The organism is Yoonia sediminilitoris, assembly GCF_003058085.1.
Classification (GTDB): domain Bacteria; phylum Pseudomonadota; class Alphaproteobacteria; order Rhodobacterales; family Rhodobacteraceae; genus Yoonia; species Yoonia sediminilitoris.
Map to the genome: position 1 here is coordinate 221,766 of NZ_QBUD01000002.1, position 23,825 is coordinate 245,590.

At 54.6% G+C, this 23,825-nt stretch carries 25 protein-coding genes; 12 read left to right on the forward strand and 13 right to left on the reverse strand.

The annotated features are described in order from the left end of the window. Positions 1-39 precede the first annotated feature (39 nt). Together mutS and C8N45_RS06000 are read left to right on the forward strand one after the other, a co-directional pair. Positions 40-2,667 carry a DNA mismatch repair protein MutS gene (gene mutS / locus C8N45_RS05995; protein WP_108385747.1) on the forward strand — a complete coding sequence of 876 codons (2,628 nt, stop codon included), beginning with the start codon at positions 40-42 and terminating at the stop codon, positions 2,665-2,667. A 67-nt stretch (positions 2,668-2,734) separates the two neighbouring features. Continuing rightward, entirely contained in the window at positions 2,735-3,151 is a 417-nt protein-coding gene (locus C8N45_RS06000) for a universal stress protein (RefSeq protein ID WP_108385335.1), read from the forward strand. A 22-nt stretch (positions 3,152-3,173) separates the two neighbouring features. On the opposite strand, the gene C8N45_RS06005 is transcribed toward C8N45_RS06000, so the two are convergent. Together C8N45_RS06005 and hrcA are read right to left on the reverse strand one after the other, a co-directional pair. After that, the gene (locus tag C8N45_RS06005) at positions 3,174-3,728 is read right to left on the reverse strand and encodes a nucleotide exchange factor GrpE (protein WP_108385336.1); all 555 of its coding nucleotides are present in this window, start codon (positions 3,726-3,728) and stop codon (positions 3,174-3,176) included. A gap of 13 nt (positions 3,729-3,741) precedes the next feature. Beyond that, positions 3,742-4,806: a heat-inducible transcriptional repressor HrcA gene (gene hrcA, locus C8N45_RS06010; protein WP_108385337.1), complete on the reverse strand. Its 1,065-nt coding sequence runs from the start codon at positions 4,804-4,806 to the stop codon at positions 3,742-3,744. A 115-nt stretch (positions 4,807-4,921) separates the two neighbouring features. Between hrcA and rph the strand changes: the two genes are divergently transcribed. From rph to hemW, 3 genes are read left to right on the forward strand one after another with little or no spacing between them, the layout of a single operon-like run. Beyond that, positions 4,922-5,629: a ribonuclease PH gene (gene rph, locus C8N45_RS06015; protein ID WP_108385338.1), complete on the forward strand. Its 708-nt coding sequence runs from the start codon at positions 4,922-4,924 to the stop codon at positions 5,627-5,629. Continuing rightward, positions 5,629-6,234, forward strand: coding sequence for an RdgB/HAM1 family non-canonical purine NTP pyrophosphatase (rdgB, locus tag C8N45_RS06020; protein WP_108385339.1), 606 nt, complete (start codon positions 5,629-5,631; stop codon positions 6,232-6,234). The genes rph and rdgB overlap by 1 nt, the downstream gene beginning before the upstream one ends. Beyond that, positions 6,227-7,384 (forward strand): radical SAM family heme chaperone HemW, encoded by a 1,158-nt coding sequence (gene hemW / locus C8N45_RS06025; protein ID WP_108385340.1) that lies wholly within the window; start codon positions 6,227-6,229, stop codon positions 7,382-7,384. The genes rdgB and hemW overlap by 8 nt, the downstream gene beginning before the upstream one ends. On the opposite strand, the gene C8N45_RS06030 is transcribed toward hemW, so the two are convergent. From C8N45_RS06030 to hemJ, 7 genes are all read right to left on the reverse strand, one after another. Then, positions 7,381-8,265, reverse strand: coding sequence for a ParB/RepB/Spo0J family partition protein (locus C8N45_RS06030; RefSeq protein ID WP_108385341.1), 885 nt, complete (start codon positions 8,263-8,265; stop codon positions 7,381-7,383). The genes hemW and C8N45_RS06030 overlap by 4 nt on opposite strands. Further along, positions 8,255-9,061, reverse strand: coding sequence for a ParA family protein (locus tag C8N45_RS06035; protein ID WP_108385342.1), 807 nt, complete (start codon positions 9,059-9,061; stop codon positions 8,255-8,257). Before C8N45_RS06035 ends, C8N45_RS06030 begins: the two co-directional genes overlap by 11 nt. 4 nt (positions 9,062-9,065) lie before the next feature. After that, positions 9,066-9,686 (reverse strand): 16S rRNA (guanine(527)-N(7))-methyltransferase RsmG, encoded by a 621-nt coding sequence (rsmG, locus tag C8N45_RS06040; RefSeq protein ID WP_108385343.1) that lies wholly within the window; start codon positions 9,684-9,686, stop codon positions 9,066-9,068. A gap of 2 nt (positions 9,687-9,688) precedes the next feature. Then, the gene (gene mnmG / locus C8N45_RS06045) at positions 9,689-11,554 is read right to left on the reverse strand and encodes a tRNA uridine-5-carboxymethylaminomethyl(34) synthesis enzyme MnmG (protein ID WP_108385344.1); all 1,866 of its coding nucleotides are present in this window, start codon (positions 11,552-11,554) and stop codon (positions 9,689-9,691) included. 12 nt (positions 11,555-11,566) lie between these two features. Beyond that, a complete protein-coding gene (gene mnmE / locus C8N45_RS06050) occupies positions 11,567-12,847 on the reverse strand; it encodes a tRNA uridine-5-carboxymethylaminomethyl(34) synthesis GTPase MnmE (RefSeq protein WP_108385345.1) in 1,281 nt (426 codons plus the stop codon). Positions 12,848-12,876: 29 nt separating this feature from the next. Further along, positions 12,877-14,148, reverse strand: a complete 1,272-nt coding sequence (rho, locus tag C8N45_RS06055) for a transcription termination factor Rho (RefSeq protein ID WP_108385748.1) — start codon at positions 14,146-14,148, stop codon at positions 12,877-12,879. A 119-nt stretch (positions 14,149-14,267) separates the two neighbouring features. After that, on the reverse strand, positions 14,268-14,717 hold the full coding sequence (gene hemJ / locus C8N45_RS06060) for a protoporphyrinogen oxidase HemJ (RefSeq protein WP_108385346.1): 450 nt from the start codon (positions 14,715-14,717) through the stop codon (positions 14,268-14,270). A 402-nt stretch (positions 14,718-15,119) separates the two neighbouring features. Between hemJ and C8N45_RS06065 the strand changes: the two genes are divergently transcribed. Genes C8N45_RS06065 through dnaQ form a run of 4 tightly spaced genes read left to right on the forward strand, consistent with a single transcriptional unit; the run spans position 15,120 to position 17,815 of the window. Continuing rightward, the gene (locus C8N45_RS06065) at positions 15,120-15,719 is read left to right on the forward strand and encodes a Maf family protein (protein WP_108385347.1); all 600 of its coding nucleotides are present in this window, start codon (positions 15,120-15,122) and stop codon (positions 15,717-15,719) included. Continuing rightward, entirely contained in the window at positions 15,716-16,543 is an 828-nt protein-coding gene (locus C8N45_RS06070) for a shikimate dehydrogenase (protein ID WP_108385348.1), read from the forward strand. The genes C8N45_RS06065 and C8N45_RS06070 overlap by 4 nt, the downstream gene beginning before the upstream one ends. Next, positions 16,540-17,130 (forward strand): dephospho-CoA kinase, encoded by a 591-nt coding sequence (coaE, locus tag C8N45_RS06075; protein ID WP_108385349.1) that lies wholly within the window; start codon positions 16,540-16,542, stop codon positions 17,128-17,130. The genes C8N45_RS06070 and coaE overlap by 4 nt, the downstream gene beginning before the upstream one ends. Further along, positions 17,123-17,815: a DNA polymerase III subunit epsilon gene (dnaQ, locus tag C8N45_RS06080; RefSeq protein ID WP_108385350.1), complete on the forward strand. Its 693-nt coding sequence runs from the start codon at positions 17,123-17,125 to the stop codon at positions 17,813-17,815. Before coaE ends, dnaQ begins: the two co-directional genes overlap by 8 nt. A 23-nt stretch (positions 17,816-17,838) precedes the next feature. On the opposite strand, the gene secB is transcribed toward dnaQ, so the two are convergent. Both secB and C8N45_RS06090 read right to left on the reverse strand, forming a co-directional pair. Beyond that, positions 17,839-18,351: a protein-export chaperone SecB gene (secB, locus tag C8N45_RS06085; protein WP_108385351.1), complete on the reverse strand. Its 513-nt coding sequence runs from the start codon at positions 18,349-18,351 to the stop codon at positions 17,839-17,841. Between the two features lie 58 nt (positions 18,352-18,409). Next, positions 18,410-18,889, reverse strand: a complete 480-nt coding sequence (locus C8N45_RS06090; protein ID WP_108385352.1) for an FxsA family protein — start codon at positions 18,887-18,889, stop codon at positions 18,410-18,412. A 111-nt stretch (positions 18,890-19,000) separates the two neighbouring features. Between C8N45_RS06090 and C8N45_RS06095 the strand changes: the two genes are divergently transcribed. From C8N45_RS06095 to C8N45_RS06105, 3 genes are read left to right on the forward strand one after another with little or no spacing between them, the layout of a single operon-like run. Further along, the gene (locus C8N45_RS06095; RefSeq protein ID WP_108385353.1) at positions 19,001-19,660 is read left to right on the forward strand and encodes a Tim44/TimA family putative adaptor protein; all 660 of its coding nucleotides are present in this window, start codon (positions 19,001-19,003) and stop codon (positions 19,658-19,660) included. Positions 19,661-19,713: 53 nt separating this feature from the next. After that, on the forward strand, positions 19,714-20,685 hold the full coding sequence (gene mltA / locus C8N45_RS06100; RefSeq protein WP_108385749.1) for a murein transglycosylase A: 972 nt from the start codon (positions 19,714-19,716) through the stop codon (positions 20,683-20,685). Next, positions 20,686-21,267, forward strand: a complete 582-nt coding sequence (locus C8N45_RS06105) for a Smr/MutS family protein (RefSeq protein WP_108385354.1) — start codon at positions 20,686-20,688, stop codon at positions 21,265-21,267. On the opposite strand, the gene C8N45_RS06110 is transcribed toward C8N45_RS06105, so the two are convergent. Both C8N45_RS06110 and hslU read right to left on the reverse strand, forming a co-directional pair. Continuing rightward, complete coding sequence (locus tag C8N45_RS06110) at positions 21,250-22,476, reverse strand: MFS transporter (protein ID WP_108385355.1); 1,227 nt, start codon at positions 22,474-22,476, stop codon at positions 21,250-21,252. The two genes, C8N45_RS06105 and C8N45_RS06110, sit on opposite strands and share 18 nt — an antisense overlap. Before the next feature lie 38 nt (positions 22,477-22,514). Next, positions 22,515-23,822, reverse strand: coding sequence for an ATP-dependent protease ATPase subunit HslU (hslU, locus tag C8N45_RS06115; RefSeq protein ID WP_108385356.1), 1,308 nt, complete (start codon positions 23,820-23,822; stop codon positions 22,515-22,517). Positions 23,823-23,825 lie beyond the last annotated feature (3 nt).

Consider the following 23,825-nt stretch of genomic DNA (forward strand, 5'->3'; position numbering starts at 1 on the left):
GGCGCAGATAGTGTTGCGCGTGATGATCCGGGGGGACAGATGACTACCGCCAAATCCACCGTCACACCAATGATGGCCCAATATCTTGAGATCAAGGAACAGCATCCTGATGCGCTGCTGTTCTATCGCATGGGCGATTTCTACGAGATGTTTTTTGATGATGCCGTCGCCGCAGCCGAGGCATTGGACATTGCCCTGACAAAGCGCGGGAAACATGATGGCGGCGACATTCCGATGTGCGGGGTGCCGCACCATGCCGCCGAAGGCTATTTCCTGACCCTGATCCGCAAAGGGTTTCGGGTGGCTGTCTGCGAGCAGATGGAAAGCCCGGCAGAGGCGAAAAAGCGCGGCTACAAAGCCGTTGTCAAGCGCGAGGTCGTGCGGTTGGTCACTCCCGGCACGCTGACCGAAGATTCTCTGCTTGACGCGCGTCGCCACAACTTTCTGGCCGCCTATGCCGTAGTGCGCGATGCAGGTGCGCTTGCCTGGGTTGATATTTCAACGGGCGCGTTTCACGTGATGCCCTGCGCGGGTGCAGCGTTGGGCCCTGAACTGGCCCGTCTGACCCCCCGCGAAGTAATTGTCGTTGACGGATCAGAGGCGGATTGGGCTGGAATAGTATCTGATTCCGGCGCAACTCTGACAACCTTGGGTGCCGCTGCCTTTGACAGTACCGCTGGTGAAAAGCGGCTTTGCGCATTGTACAAGGTCGGGTCGCTTGATGCGTTCGGTGGCTTTTCCCGGCCGGAAATTGCGGCAATGTCGGCCGTGGCCGAATATCTGGATATCACCCAAAAGGGTAATCTGCCGCTGCTGCGTCCGCCTGTTCAGGAAGGCCAGTCTGCCGTGATGCAAATTGATGCCGCGACGCGCAGATCGTTGGAACTGACCCACGCCATGAACGGCGGAAAACAGGGCTCGCTTCTGCAATGCATTGATCGCACCGTCACTGCTGGCGGGGCGCGGTTGCTTGAACGGCGCCTGTCTTCGCCATCCTGCACCCTGACTGTGATTACAGACCGGCAAGACGCTGTGTCCTATCTGACTGAACAGGGACGGCTGGTCGAAGATATCCGTGAAAAGTTGCGCGGGACCCATGATCTGGACAGGGCGCTTTCGCGGCTGGCACTTGACCGCGGGGGGCCGCGCGACATGGCCGCCATTCGCAACACGATTGCGCAGGCGGCGTTGCTGCCCGCAGGTGACTTTCCACCAATTCTGGAACAGGCCGCACAGGACTTGAAAGGCCACGACGATTTGCTGGCGCTGCTTGACGATGCGTTGGTGGCAGAGCCGCCGTTGTTATCCCGCGACGGCGGGTTCATCGCACCGGGCTATAACGCCGAGCTAGACGAGGCACGCAAACTGCGCGACGAAGGGCGGTCTGTCATTGCAGCGATGCAAGCGGACTTCGTTGAACTGTCCGGCGTTGCATCGCTGAAGATCAAGCACAACAACGTGCTGGGCTATTTCATCGAAACAACGGCGACCCACGCGGAAAAAATGATGGCACCACCGCTGAATAAAACTTTCATTCACCGACAGACAACAGCCAATCAGGTACGTTTTACAACAGTCGAACTGTCCGAGATCGAAACACGCATTCTGAATGCCGGTAGCCGCGCACTTGAGATTGAAAAGCGGCTCTATTCCAGCCTGACACAGGCAATTGTCGCACAAGCCGGGCCGCTTGGCGCGCTCGGCCGTGCCTTGGCTGAGTTTGATCTGGCGACAGCACTGGCGCATCTAGCAGTGACTGAAAACTGGGTCCGCCCCAAGATCGACGACAGCCGTGCATTTGACATCAAAGGCGGTCGGCATCCAGTCGTGGAAGCCGCGCTGCAAAAAGATGGCGCGCCTTTCATTGCCAATGATTGCGGACTGACCGATGCACCGATCTGGTTGCTGACCGGCCCCAACATGGCTGGTAAATCGACGTTTCTGCGTCAGAACGCTTTGCTGGCGATCCTTGGCCAAATGGGCAGTTTCGTACCCGCATCACAGGCCCATATCGGGGTTGTCAGCCAGATATTCAGCCGCGTTGGTGCATCAGATGATCTGGCGCGGGGGCGATCCACATTTATGGTGGAAATGGTGGAAACCGCGGCGATCCTCAATCAGGCGGACGATCGCGCACTGGTGATCCTGGATGAAATAGGACGCGGAACTGCCACTTATGATGGCCTGTCCATCGCATGGGCCACGCTGGAACATTTGCACGACGTAAACAGATGCCGGGCGTTGTTCGCTACCCATTACCACGAGATGTCGACGCTATCGGCGAAACTGGACGGGGTTGAAAACGCCACGGTCACAGTCAAGGAATGGGACGGCGACGTTATCTTCCTGCACGAAGTCAAACGCGGGACCGCTGACCGCAGCTATGGTGTACAGGTCGCACGATTGGCTGGTCTACCAGCCGTGGTGGTCGAGCGCGCGAAGGTCGTGCTGGAGGCGCTGGAAAAAGGCGAACGCGAAGGTGGCAGCGGGCGCAAAGCGATCATTGACGACTTGCCCTTGTTTGCCGCGACACCCCCGCCGGCCCCGGCGCAGCCCAAACAATCAGAAGTGGAAACCATCCTGCAACAGGTCATGCCCGACGAATTGACCCCAAAAGATGCGCTTGCATTGATCTACGAGTTACGGGGCAAACTGCCAGATCACTGACTTTGACAGAGATCAACGCGCCCGGACTGGGCATCGTTAGTCTGTGAAGACATGAGGAGGATACCGAATGTATTCACGAATTCTAGTACCCGTTGACCTTGAGAACGCTGACAAACTGACCAAGGCGCTTGATCTTGCCGGAAAGACCGCCAAGGAAAACGATGCCGAAGTGGTCTATGTTGATGTGGTGGATGCTGTCCCTACAACATCTGCGCGCACCGAAGGGCAGCGCGTCGCAGACCAACTAAGAGCCTTTGTCGCCAATCAGTCCGCGAAATACGGCATCAAGGCCAACGACCAGGTTGCATTGCGCGGAGACCTGCATTTGAACGTCGGTTCTGATCTTGTCAAAGCGGCCAGTGAGAATGACTGCGATCTGATCATTATGGCCAGCCATATCCCCGGCTTCAAGGATCATTTGATTTCTTCGAATGCAGGGTATGTCGCTTCGCACGCGCCGATGTCGGTCTATGTCGTGCGCTAGTGTTGCGGGTTGGCCTGCCCCGTCAAGAGGCAGGCGTGGAAGAGACACCAACCTGCGCAGGGCGTAGCAGCCGGTCATGAAGCATGAAGCCCTCGGCGGCGACCTGAATGATTTCGCCTGCCTTTGTGCCGGGCACAGGCGCTTCGAACATGGCCTGATGCAACTGCGGATCGAACTTGTCCCCGACTTCGGGAACGATGGGGTCAATGCCATGCTTTTTGAAGACGCTGATGAGTTCGCGCATCGTCAGCTCGACCCCTTCAAGCAGGCCCGCATTCACTTCCTTTTCGCTTTCTTCAACAGACTGCAATGCACGGCGCAAATTGTCATAGACGGGCAGCATATCACGGGCCAGCTTTGAGCCGCCGTAATTTTCAGCCTCGCGACGATCACGGTCAGCGCGCTTGCGGGTGTTTTCAGCATCGGCCAGCGCACGCATAAATTTGTCGCGGAAATCGTCACGCTCTGCGCGCAATGCCTCAAGCTCTTCAAATGCCTCTTCGCTGCGCATATCCATGTCGTCGCCCTCGGCGGCGAGTTCATCAAGGCTTTGCAGTTCTTCTTCTTTGTTGGACATCAATCCATTCCTGTCATGAGCGGTCGGCAATCAGTTTGCCCACCAACTGTGCGGTGTAATTTACGATCGGCACGATCCGCCCATAGTTCAGCCGGGTCGGACCGATGACGCCGACGGCGCCAATAATCTTGCGGTCGGCGTTCATATAAGGGGAAACGACCAAAGATGAACCCGAAAGTGAGAACAATTTATTCTCTGACCCAATAAAAATGCGCACGCCATCGCCTTCTTCGGCCAGGTCAAGGAATTGGGCAATATCACGCTTGCGTTCAAGGTCATCAAACAGATTGCGGATGCGGTCCAGATCGCCCTCGGATTCGCTATCGGACAGCAGATTGCCGCGCCCGCGTACGATCAGCCTTTCGGTTGCTTCGTCTTCGTTGTCCCAAAGGGCAGTGCCGTTTTCGACCAGCTCTGCGGCAAGATTGTCGATTTCCTGCCGCCGCGCTGCAATTTCACGTGCGATGACCTCACCCAGCTCTGACAATGTGTGCCCTGCAGTGATCGCGTTCAGGAAATTCGCGGCCTCACGCATTGACGACGGTGTTTGCCCGGGTGGTGGTGTGAAAATCCGATTTTCGACGTGCCCGTCGGCAAACACAAGCACGACAAGCGCCTTTTCCCGCGCGAGCGAGACAAATTCGATGTGTTTGAGCGGGGCTTCGTGTTTCGGTGTCAGAACAAGACTGGCCCCATGTGTCACACCCGAAAGCGCCTGACCCACATTATCCAGCACGGTGGCAACATCCTGATCGTTGCTGCCAAATGTCCGGTCGATGGTTTCACGGTCTTTGCCGTCAAGGTCGCCGACCTCAAGCAACCCATCAACAAACATCCGCAGCCCCAATTGGGTCGGGATGCGGCCCGCACTGATATGCGGACTATTCAGCAGGCCCAGAAATTCGAGGTCCTGCATCACGTTGCGGATCGTGGCCGCACTGACCTTTTCCGAGAAGTCGCGGGTCAAGGTCCGGGAACCGACGGGCTGACCGGATTCGATATATCCTTCGACCACGCGGCGGAACACTTCGCGTGAGCGTTCATTCATATCTTTGATATTGGGCGTTTGGTCTGTCATCACTTATCCATATGGGGGCTGCACAATTAAAACCAAGTTGGCGGCAGCGTCAATCGGGGTTGGATTTTGCATCCGGGCAGCGTAACGAGTGGCTGAAATCAAAAGGAGTGGTCCCATGCGCCCATCTGGCCGTCAGACAAATGAAATGCGCCCTGTTACGATCGAAACAGGTGTGACGATGCATGCAGAGGGGTCTTGCCTGATCAAATGTGGTAACACGCATGTGCTGTGCACAGCCACAGTTGACGAAAAGTTGCCGCCATTCATGAAAAACTCCGGCCTTGGCTGGGTGACGGCAGAATACGGCATGTTGCCCCGCGCAACCAACACCCGGATGCGGCGTGAAGCCAAGAATGGCCAGTCCGGCCGGACACAGGAAATCCAGCGCCTGATCGGTCGGTCTTTGCGTGCAGGCGTGGACCGTGTGGCACTGGGCGAGCGGCAGATTGTAGTGGATTGCGATGTGATTCAGGCCGATGGGGGCACGCGCTGTGCATCGATCACCGGCGGTTGGGTTGCTCTGAAACTGGCGGTGCAAAAGCTGATGAAGGCCGGTGTTGTGATCTCTGATCCGCTGGTTGACCCTGTTGCCGCTATTTCCTGTGGGATCTATGCGGGGCAAGAGGTGCTTGATCTGGACTACCCGGAAGATAGCGAAGCTGGCGTCGATGGAAATTTCGTCATGACCGGCGGAAAGCTGATCGAAGTGCAGATGTCGGCGGAAGGGTCGGTGTTCAGCCGCGCGCAGATGGATGGTTTGCTGAATCTGGCAGAAAAGGGCGTTTCGGAACTGAAAGCGGCGCAAATGGCAGCAGTCAACTAATGCGGAAGTTCACAGGGGATCAGCTGGTTGTGGCAACCCACAACCAGGGCAAGCTGGAAGAAATTGCTGATTTGCTAGCACCCTTTGGGATTGGTCTGTCGTCAAACAGGGACCACGGATTGCCCGAGCCCGACGAAACAGAGACAACCTTTGCAGGCAATGCCCGGATCAAGGCTCATGCGGCAGCAAAGGCCACCGGCCTGCCCGCCTTGGCCGATGACAGCGGGATAAGTATTGACGCCTTGGATGGCGCGCCCGGCGTGCATACGGCCGATTGGGCGGAAACGCCTGCGGGGCGTGATTTTGTCATGGCGATGGAACGGACACATCGGGAACTTGAGGCCGTGAACGCACCCTATCCCCGCACCGCGCAATTCAACTGCACCTTTGTGCTGGCTTGGCCTGACGGACATGATGAAGTGTTCGCCGGTGTGATGGCCGGTCAGTTAGTCTGGCCGATGCGTGGTGAACAGGGTCACGGCTATGACCCGATCTTTCAACCTCATGGATTTGACCAGACATTTGGTGAAATGGATCGTTGGGAAAAGAATAAAATCAGTCACCGTGCCACTGCTTTTGCCAAGTTAAAGGCCTGTTTTGGCTGAAGATTGGGAACATGGGGGCTTTGGGCTCTATATCCATTGGCCTTTTTGTCAGGCAAAATGCCCCTATTGCGATTTCAATTCGCATGTTGTGGCTTCCATCGATCAAACCGCCTGGGCAGATGCGTATCTGAGCGAGATTGACCGCATCGGTGCTCTGACGCAGGACCGCGTGTTGCGGTCGGTATTTTTTGGCGGCGGAACGCCCAGTCTGATGGACCCCGATGTGGTTGATGCGGTCCTGACACGTGTGCGCGCAACATGGCCAATGGCGAATGACATTGAGATCACCCTTGAAGCAAACCCTACTTCGGTCGAGGCCGGGCGCTTTGCCGGATATCGGCAAGCCGGGGTCAACCGCGTTTCAATGGGGATTCAGGCGTTGAATGACCCTGATCTGAAGGCGCTGGGCCGACTTCATTCGACTACCGAAGCTTTGAAAGCCTTTGACATCGCCCGCACTGCTTTTGATCGTGTCAGTTTTGATCTGATCTATGCCCGACAGAGGCAGAGCCTTGCAGAGTGGAAGAGTGAATTAACGCAGGCGCTGGCTTTGGCGATTGACCATCTGTCATTGTACCAACTGACGATTGAGGATGGCACCGCCTTTGGGGATCGCTATGCCGCCGGTCGCCTTGCCGATCTGCCTGATGATGATCTTGCTGCGGACATGTTCGAGATGACGCAGGACATTTGTGGTTCTGCCGGATTTGCGGGCTATGAGATATCCAATCATGCGCCTGCTGGATCAGAGAGCATCCATAACCAGATTTATTGGCGCTACGGCGATTACGCGGGCATCGGACCCGGTGCGCATGGGAGGTTGACATTGAATGGGCAACGGTATGCCACAGCCGCGCCGTTGGCCCCGGGTCAATGGCTGAAACAGGTCCGAACGACTGCAAACGGGGACGGATCCTGTGATATTCTGGATCTGGAATCGCAACAGACCGAGTTTTTGCTGATGGGTTTGCGGTTAACCGAAGGTGTTTCTCTTGCACGGCTTGGATTGCATAATAACGCTGATTTATTGCGAAAAATCAATATGTTATCAGATTCCGGTTTCGTGGAGGTGAACGAAGACCTTTTGAAGACAACCCGAAAGGGGCGCCCCGTCCTTAACGCCGTTCTGCGTGAACTGCTCGATGCCTAATGACCAGACAAGGCCCGCAGCAAATCATCAAGCTGATCAAGTGATTTGTAATTGATACTGAGTTTACCGCCGTCTTCGCCGGCCCTGTGGTCAATTGTGACTTTCATGCCAATGCTGGCGCTCAATTCGTTTTCAATCTGAACTGTATCGGCATCTTTGGGAACCGGCGCCCCGGACACTGATCTTTTCTTGATCGCCGGGCCCTGCTTGGCCAATTTCTCTGTTTCGCGTACAGATAGTTTGCGTTGGATGATCTCTCGGGCGAGTTGGACAGCTTGATCATGCCCGATCAAGGCCCGCGCGTGTCCAGCGGTCAGCGCGCCCGTGACCAGATAGTTCCGAACTTCATCAGGCAGTAATAGCAGACGCATAAGGTTTGCAATATGGCTGCGACTTTTGCCCAGTGCGGACGCCATTTGTTCTTGTGTATGGCCAAACCTATCCATCAATTGCCGATAGCCCGCCGCTTCGTCTACGGGATTGAGGTCAGATCGCTGAATATTCTCGATAATCGCGATCTCGAGGACTTCGGTATCATTGTAATCACGCACCACGACGGGGACTTCATGCAGCTTTGCCATTTGAGCGGCACGCCAGCGTCGTTCTCCTGCGACAATCTCATAGCTGTCATTTCCGTCTGACTTACGCACGATCAGCGGCTGTATGATCCCTTTTTCGGCGATTGATGCCGTGAGTTCATCCAATGCTGTCTGGTCAAATGTCCGGCGTGGCTGATCAGGGTTTGGCTGCACCTGTTCAATGGGGACTGAAAAATCGGGCCTTGAGGGTGACTGCGATGTCGATTCGTCCTGTGCGACATCTGACATCAACGCCGAAAGCCCACGCCCCAGGCCACGGGTGGATTTGGTATTACGCGCCATTGGAAGCCACTTTCACTGGTTTTGATTTTTTCATCACTTCTTTGGCCAAGGCCCTGTAGGCCATGCTGCCCTTTGATGCAGGATCATAAGCCAGAACAGGCAGGGCAAAAGACGGCGCTTCGCTGAGCCGGACATTGCGTGGGATCACTGTTTTAAAGACCATATCGCCCATATTTTCCCGTGCGTCATCTTCGACCTGCAACGACAGGTTATTGCGCTGGTCATACATTGTCAGCGCAATGCCTTCGATCCGCAGATCAGGGTTTGCGCTGCGCCGAACGTCGCGGACCGTCAGAATGAGTTGGGATAATCCTTCCAGCGCAAAGAATTCGCTTTGAAGAGGGACGATGATGGAATGCGCCGCAACCATGGCATTAACTGTCAATATATTGAGTGATGGCGGACAATCTATCAATATGTAGTCATAAATTCTGAGTGCGACATCACTTCCCCGCAGGACATTACGGAGCAGGAAGCTACGTTGATTGTTGTTGATTAGCTCAATATCCGCCGAACTCAGGTCAGTCGTGGCCGGGATAATCATCAGGTTTTCAACGGACGTTTTCTGGATTGCGTCGCTGATCGATGCTTCTCCGGACAGGACGTCATATGTTGTCACATCTCGTTTGTTACTTTCGACACCAAGCCCTGTGGATGCGTTTCCTTGCGGATCCAGGTCGATAAGCAGGACCTTTTTGTTTTCCTCAGCCAGCGCCGCACCAAGATTGATTGTTGTCGTTGTTTTGCCAACGCCACCCTTTTGGTTCGCAATAGCAATAATTTTGGGCTGATTCATTGATTCAAGGTCCAACACAGCGAAGGTTACGGATAGCAAGGATTCGACCTTCAGGATCAGTCAAACTACGATGTTCTTCAAGGTCAAACCGCCATGAGTCTCGGGCATCTGCGACTTCTGTCGCATAGCGTTTCCCCTTGTGTAGAAGAGCTGTACCAGTCGATTTAAGGTGTCTTTGAACCAATGGCATCATACTAGATAGTGCTGTGAGGGCTCTCGCTGATACAACATTTGCCTGTTGTCGGGTTGCGCTTTCGATACGATCGGACAGTACGTGGGCATTCAGACCTAATTCGCGAGCCGCAGTACGTAGAAATGTCACTTTGCGCTGATCGCTTTCGATCAGAGTAAAGACAGTTCTTGGGCTCTTCTCTTTCGCCAGAATTGCCACAACTATTCCAGGGAACCCACCACCACTACCTATATCAACCCATTTCTCTACAATATCTGGTGAAAACCTATATAACTGGGCAGAGTCACTGACATGCCTCTCCCAAATTTCTGGCAAGGTCGAAGGGGAGATAAGGTTGATCTTTTGTGTCCACTTCGAAACCAGCGCGCTGAAATCTTCGAGCCGCTCAAATGTTTCACGTGAAACATTTACTCCACCTACCTGACAAGACATAGTTATGTCCCTGTTTGCGGAGATTTGTACCGCTTTAGTGCGCTGAGGAGAAGAACCAATGCCGCTGGGGTCATACCGTCAACCTTATTAGCATGCGCCAATGACGCGGGTCTTGCCGCAGATAGCTTTGCCACAAGTTCATTCGAAAGCCCGCTAATCTGCGAAAAATCAAAATTTTGCGGGATCAACTTATCTTCATCTCGCGCCAGCGCTGCAACGTCTTTGTCTTGTCTCGCAACATAATGCGCATAAAGTGCATCGCGTTTGATCTGCTGCCGGATTTCTTCGTCCAAATCTGTTTGAGTCAGTAGGTCGAGTTGAGGAAAATCAAAATCCGTCAATGAAAGTGCGTCCAAGGCGGTTCGCTTTGGCCCATCAGGACTGAGCCTTACACCGGTTGACGCGATTTCTCGCGCCGAGAACGATAGATCTGAGAGGTAATCTTTGGCGGAAGCGAGCATCTTGTTTTTCTCTGAAAAGGCCCGCCATCTCGTATCAGAAACAATACCCACAACTCTCCCCCTTTCTGTAAGCCGCTGGTCTGCATTATCTGCGCGCAATGAAAGACGAAATTCAGCACGCGACGTAAACATGCGATAGGGTTCAGAGACGCCCCGCGTGATCAAATCATCAAGCATGACACCAATATAAGAGTCACGCCGACTAAAATGCACCGCTTCCTTACCGCAGGATGCCGCCGCCGCATTCAATCCAGCAACGAGCCCTTGTGCAGCTGCTTCCTCATATCCTGTGGTGCCGTTGATCTGACCAGCAAGATATAGGCCTGGCACATCCTTAAGCTCAAGCGTTTGTCGCAATGCACGGGGGTCAACATAATCATATTCTATTGCATAACCTGGCTGCACGATGACGGCATTCTCGAGACCAAATATCGAATGCACATAGTCGGCTTGAACATCCTCGGGAAGTGACGTGGAAATTCCGTTCGGATAGACAGTGTGCGTATCAATCCCTTCCGGCTCCAGAAAAATCTGATGAGAGTCTTTGTCCGCAAAACGAACGATCTTGTCTTCAATTGACGGGCAATACCGCGGACCCACACCATCTATGTGCCCGCCATACATGGCGGATCTCTCAAGATTTTCCCGAATAATATCATGTGTTTGCACGTTGGTGTGCGTAATCCCGCAGTCAATTTGTGGCGCACTGGTTTGACTGGTCAGAAAAGAGAAGAAGCTGGGGTCCTTGTCGCTTGGTTGCCGCTCCAAATCGTCCCAGCTGATGGATCGACCATCAAGCCGGGGCGGCGTTCCTGTCTTTAATCGCCCCAATGGCAATGCAAAACTGTCCAAACGCTCCGCCATTTTGACTGATGGTTTGTCACCCATACGCCCACCAGGGCGTGATACATCACCGATATGGATAACACCACGAAGGAAGGTGCCTGTCGTCAGGACAACGGTTGACGATGCGACCTCGGCCCCATCAGCCATGATCACGCCCGACACCCGGTCTTTCTGCATGATCAGATCAACCGCCTCACCCTCAATGACGGTCAGGTTTGGGCAGTTCAGCAGCTCGTACTGCATATTTCTCCGATAAATCGCACGATCAGCCTGTGCCCGAGGACCCTGCACAGCTGGACCTTTCTTTCTGTTCAACAGACGAAATTGAATTCCTGCGCTGTCCGCAATGCGACCCATCACTCCATCCAACGCATCAATTTCACGCACCAGATGCCCTTTACCCAGACCGCCAATAGCCGGATTACAGGACATCACGCCGATCGAGTCCTTACTCAATGTGATTAATGCAGTCGCCGCACCGAATCGCGCCGCTACATGTGCGGCCTCTGCGCCAGCATGACCACCACCAATGACTATGACATCAAACGCCAAGTGTTTCACGTGAAACAATTCCTATTTTCCGATACAAAAGCTACTGAATATTTCATCCAGTACATCTTCTACATCAACACGGCCAACAATACTATCAACCGCCCTGATAGCAGACCACATATGCGCAGCAGTCAATTCTGCCAACTCAAACCCGTCGTCCAACATACCTAAGACCTGATCAAGCTCATCAATCGCCATCACCATTGCAACGCGATGCCTTTCCCGGATCGCAGTACCCACGGATGCTGCCTTTTCTGATAAACGTCCGGAAATCTTCTGAATAAGCCAGTCAATCCCTGCACCTGTCTTCCCTGATACACCTTCCAGACGACCATAGCTAATATCAGCTTTGCCCAAACAATATATATCGTCAGGTCCCTCATCTGGTATAAATTCAGGATCTTTATCTAACATATGGACACGTAAATCCGCATTCTGCGCTCGTTCCACGCCACGTGCCACCCCAATCTGCTCCACCATATCCGATGCATCACGCCGCCCCGCCGTATCCAACAGAGTCACAGGCAAACCGTCAATATCCATCCGGACCTCAATAACGTCCCGCGTCGTTCCAGCTGTTTCCGACGTGATTGCCACATCCCGCCCGGCCAAACGGTTCAACAGCGTTGACTTCCCCACGTTGGGCGGACCAATCAACGCAACCTCAAAACCGTCCCGCAAACGTTCAGCCGCTTTCACACCTGTGACCTCCCGATCAAGCGCACCTCTGACCGAAGCGACCAGCGTCAGGACTTCAGGCGTCACATCTGTTGGCACCTCTTCATCCGCAAAATCAATCGTTGCTTCCAAGAGCGCAAGCGCACGGATGAGGTCACGCCGCCAATCTTCAACCATCTTCCCCAGAGCGCCCGAAAACACCCGGACAGCTTGCTTGCGTTGCTGCTCCGTCTCGGCGTCAATCAGGTCCGCCAAACCCTCCACCTGCGCAAGATCAAGCTGGCCACTCTCCAAGGCGCGCCGGGTAAACTCACCTGCCTCGGCATGCCGCAACTTATCGTTCTGGCCCAGCACGCGTAGCACGGCATTCACAACAGCCACGCTTCCGTGCAAATGCAGTTCAATCACAGTTTCTCCGGTAAAACTCTTCCCTTCAGAAAAATGAAGAACCAACGCTTGGTCCAGTGTTGCACCATCCCCATCAAACAAGCGACGAACGCCCCTTTCATCCGGAACAGACACCATAATACGCGACGCTGCATCAACAGCATCCGGACCCGAAATACGGATCACTGCAACGCCAGCCCGACCCCGTGCTGTAGCCAGTGCAAAAATAGTCATCATATGCCTAACTCATTGTTTAAAACAATAAGTTACGTATTCATCGAGTCAAAGAAGTCCGCGTTGGTCTTTGTCTGCTTCAGCTTACCAAGCAAAAACTCGATCGCATCCGTTGTGCCCATCGGGTTCAGGATACGTCGCAAGACATAGGTCTTGGCCAGGTCAGCCTTATCCACCAGCAACTCTTCCTTCCGCGTCCCGGATTTCAGAATATCCATCGCCGGGAAGACCCGTTTATCAGCCACCTTACGGTCGAGGACAATCTCGCTGTTACCGGTCCCCTTAAACTCCTCAAAGATCACTTCGTCCATCCGCGATCCGGTATCAATCAGCGCCGTCGCGATAATCGTGAGTGATCCACCTTCTTCGATATTCCGTGCCGCACCAAAGAACCTTTTCGGGCGCTGCAACGCATTGGCATCTACACCACCCGTCAGCACCTTACCGGACGATGGCACAGTCGTGTTGAACGCCCTGCCCAAACGCGTGATCGAATCCAGCAAGATGACAACGTCGCGTTTATGTTCGACCAAACGCTTCGCCTTTTCGATCACCATCTCGGACACAGCAACGTGGCGCGTAGCAGGTTCATCAAAGGTCGACGAAACAACCTCCCCTTTGACCGAACGTTGCATATCCGTGACTTCTTCCGGCCGCTCGTCAATCAACAAGACGATCAGATAACATTCCGGATGGTTCTTTTCGATCGAGTTGGCAATATTCTGCAACAAAACAGTCTTACCAGTTCGCGGCGGTGCCACAATCAACGAACGCTGGCCTTTGCCGATTGGCGCTACAAGATCAATGATCCTCGCTGACCGATCCTTGATAGTGGCATCCTCAACCTCCATTTTCAAACGCTCATCAGGATAAAGCGGTGTCAGGTTATCAAAGGCAACCTTGTGTTTGGCGCGCTCAGGGTCCTCGAAATTGATCTGCTCAACAGACGTCAAAGCGAAATACCGTTCGCTGTCGTCCGGCTCTTTGATCACACCTTCAACCGTATCGCCCGTGCGAAGGGAATACCGGCGAATCATGTCGGGAGAGACATAGATATCATCCGGCCCTGGCAGATAGTTCGCCTCAGGAGAGCGCAGAAAACCAAAACCGTCCTGCAGCACTTCCAGCACACCGTCACCGCCAATGATCCACTCCTCATCAGCCCGCTCTTTGAGGATGGCAAACATCATATCGCCTTTGCGCATGGTCGATGCGTTTTCGATCTCAAGCTCTTCGGCCTGCGACAATAGATCCTTGGGGCTTTGCGCTTTCAGGTCAGCAAGATTGATGCGGTGTTCAGACATAATCGTTTCCAGCGTCAGCACATGGACTGACTGGTTCGAGTTCAGTAATGGAAAATGACATACCCGGACGGGCTGCTTTGCATTTCTTAGGCAAAACCGCTGCGCGAGTCAATCTGCGCCTAGAACGGGCGCACTATCACCGCGATTACGATCAAAACCATCAACACGGTGGGAACCTCATTGAACAACCGATAAGTCCGCCCTGTGCGCGTATTCTGCCCTTGCGCAAACTCCTTGCGCCGCGCTGCCATCCAGCCATGCGCCCCTGTCATTCCGATGACAGACAAAAGCTTCACCCAAGCCCAGACCGACCCCCAGTCAAAGGCACCAAGCCCGATCATGATCAATCCGGCAATCCATGCAACAATCATTGCAGGGTTCATGATGACCCGTAGCAGCTTTTCTTCCATGACTTGAAAGGTCTGATCCAGCTCTGACCCAACCACAGCTCTCTCTGCATGATAAACGTAAAGCCGTGGCAGATAAAACAGCCCTGCCATCCAGGCGAGCACTGCCATGATGTGCAACGCTTTGATCCAAGGATAAATACTGTTCAGAAGATCTGTCATCGTCGTCCAATCTCTTTGTCTGACTTACTTCATTATATATTAAGAAAAGAAAAGATGATGTTGTGGTTAGGCTGGCCATTTTCTGTGGTTTCTTTTTTCATCCGCAGAGTTATCCACTGTACCCAGTTCTCACAATGTACACTGCATTCAAGTAATACGAAATTTTATATATTTAATTCAGTTACTTAATAGTTACTGAAAATCTGTTACCCTTCCTGTGTGCGGGTTGACACGCCACCAACAGACGATTCCTACACAGAGTAGATTTATTCTTTCCCACTGTGGAAAAATCAGCCAGAGATGTTGCAAGGCATCCTACTTCCCCACAACTCTCAACGCACACAGACATATCCCACCATTTGACCGCAGACAGGCACATGAGTTTTCCAAGGCTTTATCCACATGACTGAACCCATCATTCTCGCGTCGGGCTCTGATGTAAGGGCGACCTTGCTCCGAAATGCAGGGGTCTCCTTTGATATCGCGGTCCCGCGGATTGATGAGGATTCCGTTCGGCGCGCGCTCTTCGCAGAGGATGCATCGCCGCGCGATATTGCCGATGCACTGGCCGAGATGAAAGCGCAAAAAGTTGCCGGTAAACACCCCTCTGCGCTTGTGATTGGGTGCGATCAGATTCTTGCATCGGGTCGGGATATCCTGGCAAAGCCTGTGGACCCATCAGACGCCTTGGCGCAGCTGAAATCACTTCGCGGCAAAAAGCATCAACTGTTGTCGGCTGCTGTGATCTATCAAGGCAGCAAACCGCTGTGGCGCCATGTCGGCACAGTCCGTTTGCATATGCGTGACGCGTCCGACAGTTATCTGTCCGACTATGTGGATCGCAATTGGGATAGCATCCGCCATTCCGTGGGTTCCTACAAACTTGAAGAAGAGGGCGTGCGGCTGTTCACCCGGATCGAAGGCGACTACTTCAATGTTCTGGGTCTTCCCCTGCTCGAACTCTTGTCTTACCTCTCACTTCGCGGGACACTGCCATCATGACACAGAAACCCCGCGCCGGCGTGATCGGCAACCCGATTGGCCATTCCCTGTCGCCCAAGCTTCACGGCTACTGGTTGCGCCGCTATCGGCTGGAGGGAGAATATACCGCGATTCAAGTCGTTGAGGACCAGCTAGAGGCGCGCGTGCGCGACCTTCAGGCGCAGGGTTTTGCCGGCATCAATGTCACGATCCCGCATAAGGTGAATATCTTGCAGATCGCAGATCACGTCAGCGACCGCGCGACACTGATCGGTGCGGCCAATACCATCACATTCACTGACGATGGCCGAATTATGGCTGATAATACAGATGCTTATGGATTCATGGCGAACCTGAAACAAGGTGCACCCGCATGGGACCCAAAGGCGGGACCTGCAATGATTTTTGGTGCAGGTGGTGCTGCACGGGCCATTATCGTTGCCCTCGCCGAAGCCGGTGTCCCCGAGATCATTCTGACAAACCGCACCCGATCAAAGGCAGATGCGCTAAAGAATGAATTTGGCCAGCGGGTCCGCGTCGTTGATTGGGTGCAGGCCGACATCGCCCTGGAGGACGCAACAACAGTCATCAATTCGACATCACTGGGAATGAAAGGTGCAGCTGACTTCAAGGTCCCACTTGATCGACTGCAATCATCCGCCACTGTCACAGATATCGTCTACAATCCGCTACGCACTCCATTCCTGAATGCGGCAGAGGCGAAAGGGTGCACAACTGTCGACGGTCTTGGCATGTTGCTGCATCAGGGTGTACCCGGATTTGAACGTTGGTTCGGACAACGGCCCCAAGTTGATGAAGACACCCGCAGGGCGATTCTGGCATGAGCTTCCTACTTGGGCTGACCGGCTCCATTGGCATGGGCAAATCCACGACAGCCGATATGTTCCGCCAGGAAGGTGTGCCCGTTTGGGATGCCGACGCAACGGTGCACCGGCTTTACGCTAAAGGCGGCAAGGCTGTGGTCCCGCTGGGAATGGAATTTCCCGGTGCCATTCAGGATGGGACAGTTTCACGACAGGCCCTCAAACAGATCGTAGCCGCGGACCCAAGCGCGCTGAACAAGATTGAAGAGATCGTACATCCGCTGGTTGCCCAGGATCGTGCCGAATTCATCGAAAACCATCGTGATCCGTTGGTCGTCTTTGATCTGCCGCTATTGTTCGAAACCGGGGCAGATACCTGGCTCCATGGTGTCCTTGTTGTCACCGCCCCTGCCGACGTGCAGAGGGCGCGCGTCATGGCTCGTCCCGGCATGGATGAAGCCCATTTCAAAGATATCCTGTCACGCCAGATGCCTGACCCTGAAAAACGAGCGCGGGCGGATTATGTCATTGAAACACTGACGATGGATGATACGCGTAAAGCTGTCAAAGACCTGGTCAACACCATTGTAGGGCAAAAATATGCGTGAAATTGTGCTGGATACCGAGACCACAGGATTCGAACCGCTCGAGGGCGACCGGATCGTTGAAATCGGCGCGGTTGAGCTGATGGGGCACGTGCCCACGGGTCGGACCTATCACCAGTATATCAACCCCAAACGGTCAATGCCGCAAGAGGCGTTCGCCGTGCATGGTCTGGGTGATGAATTTCTGGCAGATAAACCCGTCTTTGCGGATATCGCGCAGGCGTTTGTTGATTTCATCGGTGATGCCAAGCTGGTTATTCACAATGCGGCCTTTGACATGAAATTCCTTAACGCGGAACTTGGCTGGGTCAATCGCCCGCTGTTACCGATGGATCAGGCGGTAGATACGCTGATGATCGCGCGGCGCAGATTCCCCGGCTCGCCGGCATCGCTTGATGCGCTCTGCCGGCGCTTCGGGATCGACAATTCCTCGCGCACGCTGCACGGCGCGCTGCTTGATAGCGAAATTCTGGCAGAGGTCTATCTGGAACTTATCGGCGGGCGGCAACCCGACTTTGCGCTGTCAGCCGATACGCGGACAAACACATCCGGCGGATCAAGCGACGCATGGCGCCCCGTCCCGCGCCCGCAGGCACTGCCGTCAAGGCTCAAAGATGAAGAAGCCGCCGCCCATGCTGCCTTTATCGAAAGCTTGGGCGACGGCGCTGTCTGGAAGAAATTCAGCTGAACCAAGGCAGCTTTTGATCTGCCTTAGTTATTTGTGCTGGCCTCTGTTGGGGCTTTCGCTTTTTCAGATTCGGCACGGCGGGCCAATTCGCTGCGGTAAAGTGCCATGAAATCAATCGTTTCAAGGTTCAGCGGCGGGAAGCCACCATCGCGCGTCACGTCGCTGACGATACGGCGCAGGAACGGGAAAGTGATGCGCGGGCATTCGATCAAAAGATAGGGGTGCATCTGTTCTTCGGGTACCCCTTCAACGTGGAACACGCCTGCATATTCGATCTCCAGAACGAAAAGCGGTTCGCCCTTGTCCTTTGTCTTGCTGGTGATGTTCAGCTTTGTGATGATTTCGTACTGGTGTTCGGTTGTCCGCTTGCGTGCATCCAGATTGACCTGCACCTGAATTTCGGGCTGCGCGTCACCTGCGACCCCTTTCTGGGCCAGAATGTTTTCAAATGACATATCGCGGATGTACTGGGCCAGAACGCGGCTGACGACTTGTGGCTGCGCAGGTGCTGCACCGTTTTCGGGGGTATCGGACATTGTTAAGGGCTCCGTTTGAATAATGTTGGCGCTTACCTAACAGCCTTAACAATAACCCTCAATGGCGCGTCCATTGCGAAGGTTTATGTGTTGGCTTTTTTGTTTGGGTCACGTCCTCGAATTCGCCGTCAATAACATGATCCTGCGGTTCTGGTTCTTGCGCAGGGCCGGGGCCCATTTCAAAACGGGCAACCTTAACACGGCTGCGCACCCATTTGAACGCTGCGCGCCGCACGGCGGGAACCAGCAAGGAAAGACCGACGATATCAGTGAAAAACCCGGGCGTGAGCAAAAGTGCGCCTGCCACAAGGATCATGGCACCGTTTGCCAACGGTTCGGTCGGGTCGCGCATCTCTGAAAAAGAACTTTGCAGGTTGCCTAACTCTCGCAAACCTTGATGCCGCACCAGATACGACCCCGCAATTGCCGTCATCAGCACGATAAGAAGTGTCCAGCCAAGCCCGATCACGCCGCCGACCTGAATAAACAGGGCAATTTCGATCATCGGTATTGCGATAAAAGCAATGAGTAGCCACATAATGATAGCCTTTCGTAAGTTGTGCCGGCGTAAGGTGGACTCAGCCCTACCCGTGACCTACATAAGATACGATTGGGTAAATACTATGCCTTTCCCTGAAACGAGGTCCTGATGAACTCTCCGATTATCCAGCTTTTGGTGCTTGCAGGCATCGCTGTTTTCTTAATCCTGCGCCTGCGTGGCGTGCTTGGAACGCGTGAAGGGTATGAAAAACCAGCCGTGACCCGGCCCACGGAAGAACGCCGGGGCAAACCTGAATTTGACGTCATCGAAGGTGGCCCTGATCTGGATATCACAGATCACGTTGACGAAGATTCCGTTGCAGCCAAGGCGCTTTCTTCGATGAAGCGCGTTGATCCTTCGTTTAATGTCAGTGATTTTCTGGGTGGCGCGCGCGGCGCCTATGAAATGATCTTGATGGCCTTTGAAAACGGCGATCTTGACGATGTCGTGCCCTTCCTGTCCGAAGACGTTTACGAGGCTTTTGCATCCGTTGTGGACGATCGCCAGCAAAAGGGTCTGACGGTCGAGGCAAAGTTCATTGGCATCAGTGACATGACCCTTGTTGCCGCCGAATTTGACGAGGCAACGACCGAGGGCGAGATTACCGTCAGGTTCAAATCCGAGATCACATCCGTCGTGCGCGACAATGCGGGCGATATCGTCGAGGGTAGCGAGAAAGAGATCAAACGTATGAAGGACACATGGACCTTCATGCGCCAGATGAATTCCGAAGATCCCAACTGGCGACTTGTTGCCACGGGCGAATGATCGCAAGTTGGTTCGGTGGTATTTATCTCTCTGTGACGCTGGCAGGCGCGACTATGGCCGAACCAACATATACCCAACTGTCTTTTGATGAGTTGAATGGCTGGCCTGACGATGACCATCAGGCCGCCTTGGACGTTTTCGTCAATACCTGCGGTGATCTGCGCGATATCCAGTGGGAAGTGATCTGCAATCTGGCCAAGACTGGCCCCGAGCCGCGCGACTTTTTTGAAAAATTCTTTCGTCCTGTTCTGATCGAAGACGGCGATCCGATGTTGTTCACAGGGTACTTTGAACCGGAATTGCCCGGATCGCGCGTACGCGGTGACGGCTATCAGTTCCCGATCTATGGGGTGCCGGACGATCTTGAACCTGGCCAGCCCTATTTCACCCGCCGCGAAATTGACGAGGATCAGCCGCTTGCGGGCAAGGGGCTGGAGCTGGCATGGCTGACCGACCCTGTTGATCTGTTCTTTTTGCAAGTGCAGGGGTCTGGCCGCATTTCTCTGCCGGACGGATCGATGATGCGTGTGGGATACGGCGGCAAGAACGGGCGCGATTATTCCTCGATCGGGATGGCGTTGGTGGATCGGGGTGAATTTGAGATTCATCAGGTCTCTGCCCCCGTTATTCGCCATTGGGTGCGCAAGAACCGCCGCGCTGGGCGCGAGCTTTTGTGGGAAAACGAAAGTTATGTGTTCTTTCGGGAGGTCAGTGAAGTGCCCGCCGAACGTGGCCCATTGGGTGCGATGAACCGGTCAATCACGCCGTTTCGGTCGATTGCGGTCGATCCGGCTTTTGTCACTTTGGGGTCCCCTGTCTGGATCGAAAAACAGGGCGCCGTGCCGATGAACCGCCTGATGATCGCCCAGGATACCGGGTCGGCGATCAAAGGGGCGCAGCGGGCTGACATATTCTTTGGCACCGGCATAGATGCGGGCAAACAGGCGGGCCAGATCAAAGACCCCGGTCGCATGGTTGTGCTGTTGCCAACGACCATGGCGCAACGTGTTGTTGCCGGTATCTGAATGCGCCGTCCCCGTCATCTCTCTGCCGAGGAAAAGGCGCTGTGGGACCGTGTCGCCGAACGGACCAAACCGATGGACCCAAAGCGGCCCGACATACCACCAAACCCTGTCAAACCAGCCAAAGCCAGTAAGCCGAAAGACCCGGTTCCCGATTTCTCGGTTGGACAAAAAGCGGACCTGCGCCGCGCCCACGACATATTGCCAAATATCACAGACCGGCTGACGCGCGCGCCGGTCAATATGGACAACAAATCATTTGGCAAGATGAAGCGTGGCAAGTTGAAACCCGAGGCGCGGATCGACCTTCATGGCATGACAATGTCAGAGGCACATCCGGAGTTGATCCGCTTTATCATGGGCTCGCACGCCATGGGCCGTCGCTTGGTTTTGGTGATTACCGGCAAGGGCAAAGACCGTGATGAGGGCGGTCCAATCCCAACCCGTCATGGCGTCTTGCGCCATCAGGTCCCGCAATGGCTGGCGTTGCCGCCGATGAATCAGGCGATCCTGCAAGTCACGCCTGCCCATTTACGGCACGGCGGGCACGGGGCCTACTACGTCTATCTACGCCGCAGCCGGTAGCCGCGCGGCAGCCAGTCTGAGCGGGATCACGCAGACAACTGATGCAAACAGGAACGATGCCGCATAGGCCAGCATCTGCACGTCGAAATCTATGCCGACATCAATCAGCCAGCCGGACAGACCCGGCCCGATTGCAGAACCCAGAACCATCAACGCGGCGACAACGGATTTGATCGATCCAAGGTTTCGGGTTCCATAATAGGTGGCCCAGATTGCAGCAGGCAACGTCGCCATGCCGCCCCCGGCCATCCCCATGAACATCACGCCCGCTGCAGACCACGCGACGCTGGGTGCGTACCAATGCAGGGTGAACGCGATCACAAGCGGGAGGAGGAAAAACGGGAACAACCGCCCGGCCCCGAACTTGTCGATCGCGTTGCCATAGACGAACGTAAAGATCACGACGGTGATTGTGCCCACCGGAAAGACGGCAACAAGTGTCAGATGTTCCCATCCCTTGAGGGCGGCAAAATGGACCTGATGAAACCAAAAAGCGGTCACGAATGCAGGGGACAGCGTGATAGCGGGGATCAAGGCCCAAAACAGCGGATGAAGGAGCGCATCGCCCCGCGTCCAATGTCGGCCATCCATGCCAAATGCATCGTTTTCCGCTGAAACAGCTTGTGGTGTGCGCTCCAGCCGCAAAAGCCGGTAAAGAACGGGGGTCATCATGACAGCGAAAATCGCGCAGCCTATCCAAAGCGTTTTCCACGCGAAATATCCCTTCAGCCAGACAAACGTGAGCGGCAAAGTCGCTTCCGCGGCCATATATCCGACCGAGGCCGTGGCCAAAGCGCGGCCGCGGGTCGCGATAAACCAGCGGCTGAGTGCAACCACGGATGCGTGATAGCTCATCCCTTGTCCGAAAAACCGCAGTGACAGAATGACGAACGGCAACGCCGCAGCATAAACGTTAAAGGCCATGCCCAGGCACGCCAGAGCAAGCAAAAGGACAACGACAATCCCCACTACACGCACGCGGAACCTGTCAACAACCCCGCCCACTGCCAGCATGATCGCTGCGGAGAGTGTTGTGCCAATCATATAGATGATACCCCATTCACCGTTGGTGAGCCCAAATTCGGTGCGAATATCCCCCCCAAAAATCGAAATGAATGACGTCTGCCCAAAGCTGGACAGCATCATCAACAGGGCACCTGCCCCCAGAAAAGGCGCGTTTTCACGGACGAATGTCAGATACGATTTCATCCGCCCTTCATGATCCGAAAGGCGGCGATGTAAAGGCCCTAAAGTACGTAGCGGCTCAGGTCGGTTGATCGCGAAAGCTCACCCAGATGTTCTTCGACAAAGGGGCCATCGATGGTGATGGTATCGCCTGCGCGGTCAGGGGCATTGAAGGAAAGATCCTCGAAAACCCGCTCGATCACGGTGTAAAGCCTGCGCGCCCCGATGTTTTCAACGGCTTCATTCACTTCGGCGGCGATTTTCGCAAGAGCTTTGATGCCGTCTTCGGCAAAGGTAACGGCTACGTCCTCTGTTTGCATCAGAGCCGAATATTGCAGGGTCAGCGCGTTGTCGGTTTCTGTCAGGATGCGCACGAAATCATCTTCGGTCAGGGCGCGTAACTCAACCCGGATTGGCAAGCGCCCCTGCAATTCAGGCAACAGGTCGGACGGTTTCGCCACATGAAAGGCGCCTGATGCGATGAACAGGATATGATCGGTCTTGATCGGCCCGTGCTTGGTAGACACTGTGGTCCCTTCGATCAGGGGCAGCAAGTCGCGCTGCACCCCTTCACGCGATACATCCGCCCCGCGCGCGTCGGCACGGGCGCAAACCTTGTCGATCTCATCCAGAAACACGATGCCGTTTTGTTCAACCGTTTCAAGTGCGGCCTTGGTGACGGTTTCATCGTCCAGCAGTTTGTCCGCTTCGTCGGCAATCAGGGCCTCATAACTGTCGGCAACGGTCATCTTTTTCTTGACGGTGCGCCCGCCAATGGCTTTGCCGAACAGATCACCAAGGTTCATCATGCCGCCCATGCTGCCGGGTTGGCCGGGGATTTCGAAACCGCCCATAGGGTTGGATGTGTCGGACAGTTCAAGCTCGATAATGGTGTTATCCAGCTCGCCCGCTTTCAGTTTCTTGCGAAACATCTCGCGTGTGCCCTCACGGGCATCGGTGCCGGCGACGGCGGTAATCACCCGCTCTTCTGCGGCTGCATAGGCTTTGGCTTTGACATCCTCGCGCATATGTTCGCGGGTATCCAGAATGGCGGTATCGACCAGATCGCGGATGATCTGCTCTACGTCGCGACCGACATAGCCGACCTCGGTGAATTTCGTGGCCTCGACCTTGAGGAACGGCGCACGCGCCAGTTTCGCCAGACGTCGGCTGATTTCGGTTTTGCCCACACCGGTGGGTCCGATCATCAGGATATTTTTGGGATACACCTCATCGCGCAGGTCATCGCCCAGCTGCTTGCGCCGCCAGCGGTTACGCAGGGCAACGGCGACGGCGCGTTTGGCGTCCTTTTGGCCGATGATAAAGCGATCAAGTTCAGATACGATTTCACGTGGGGTCAGGTCAGTCATTTC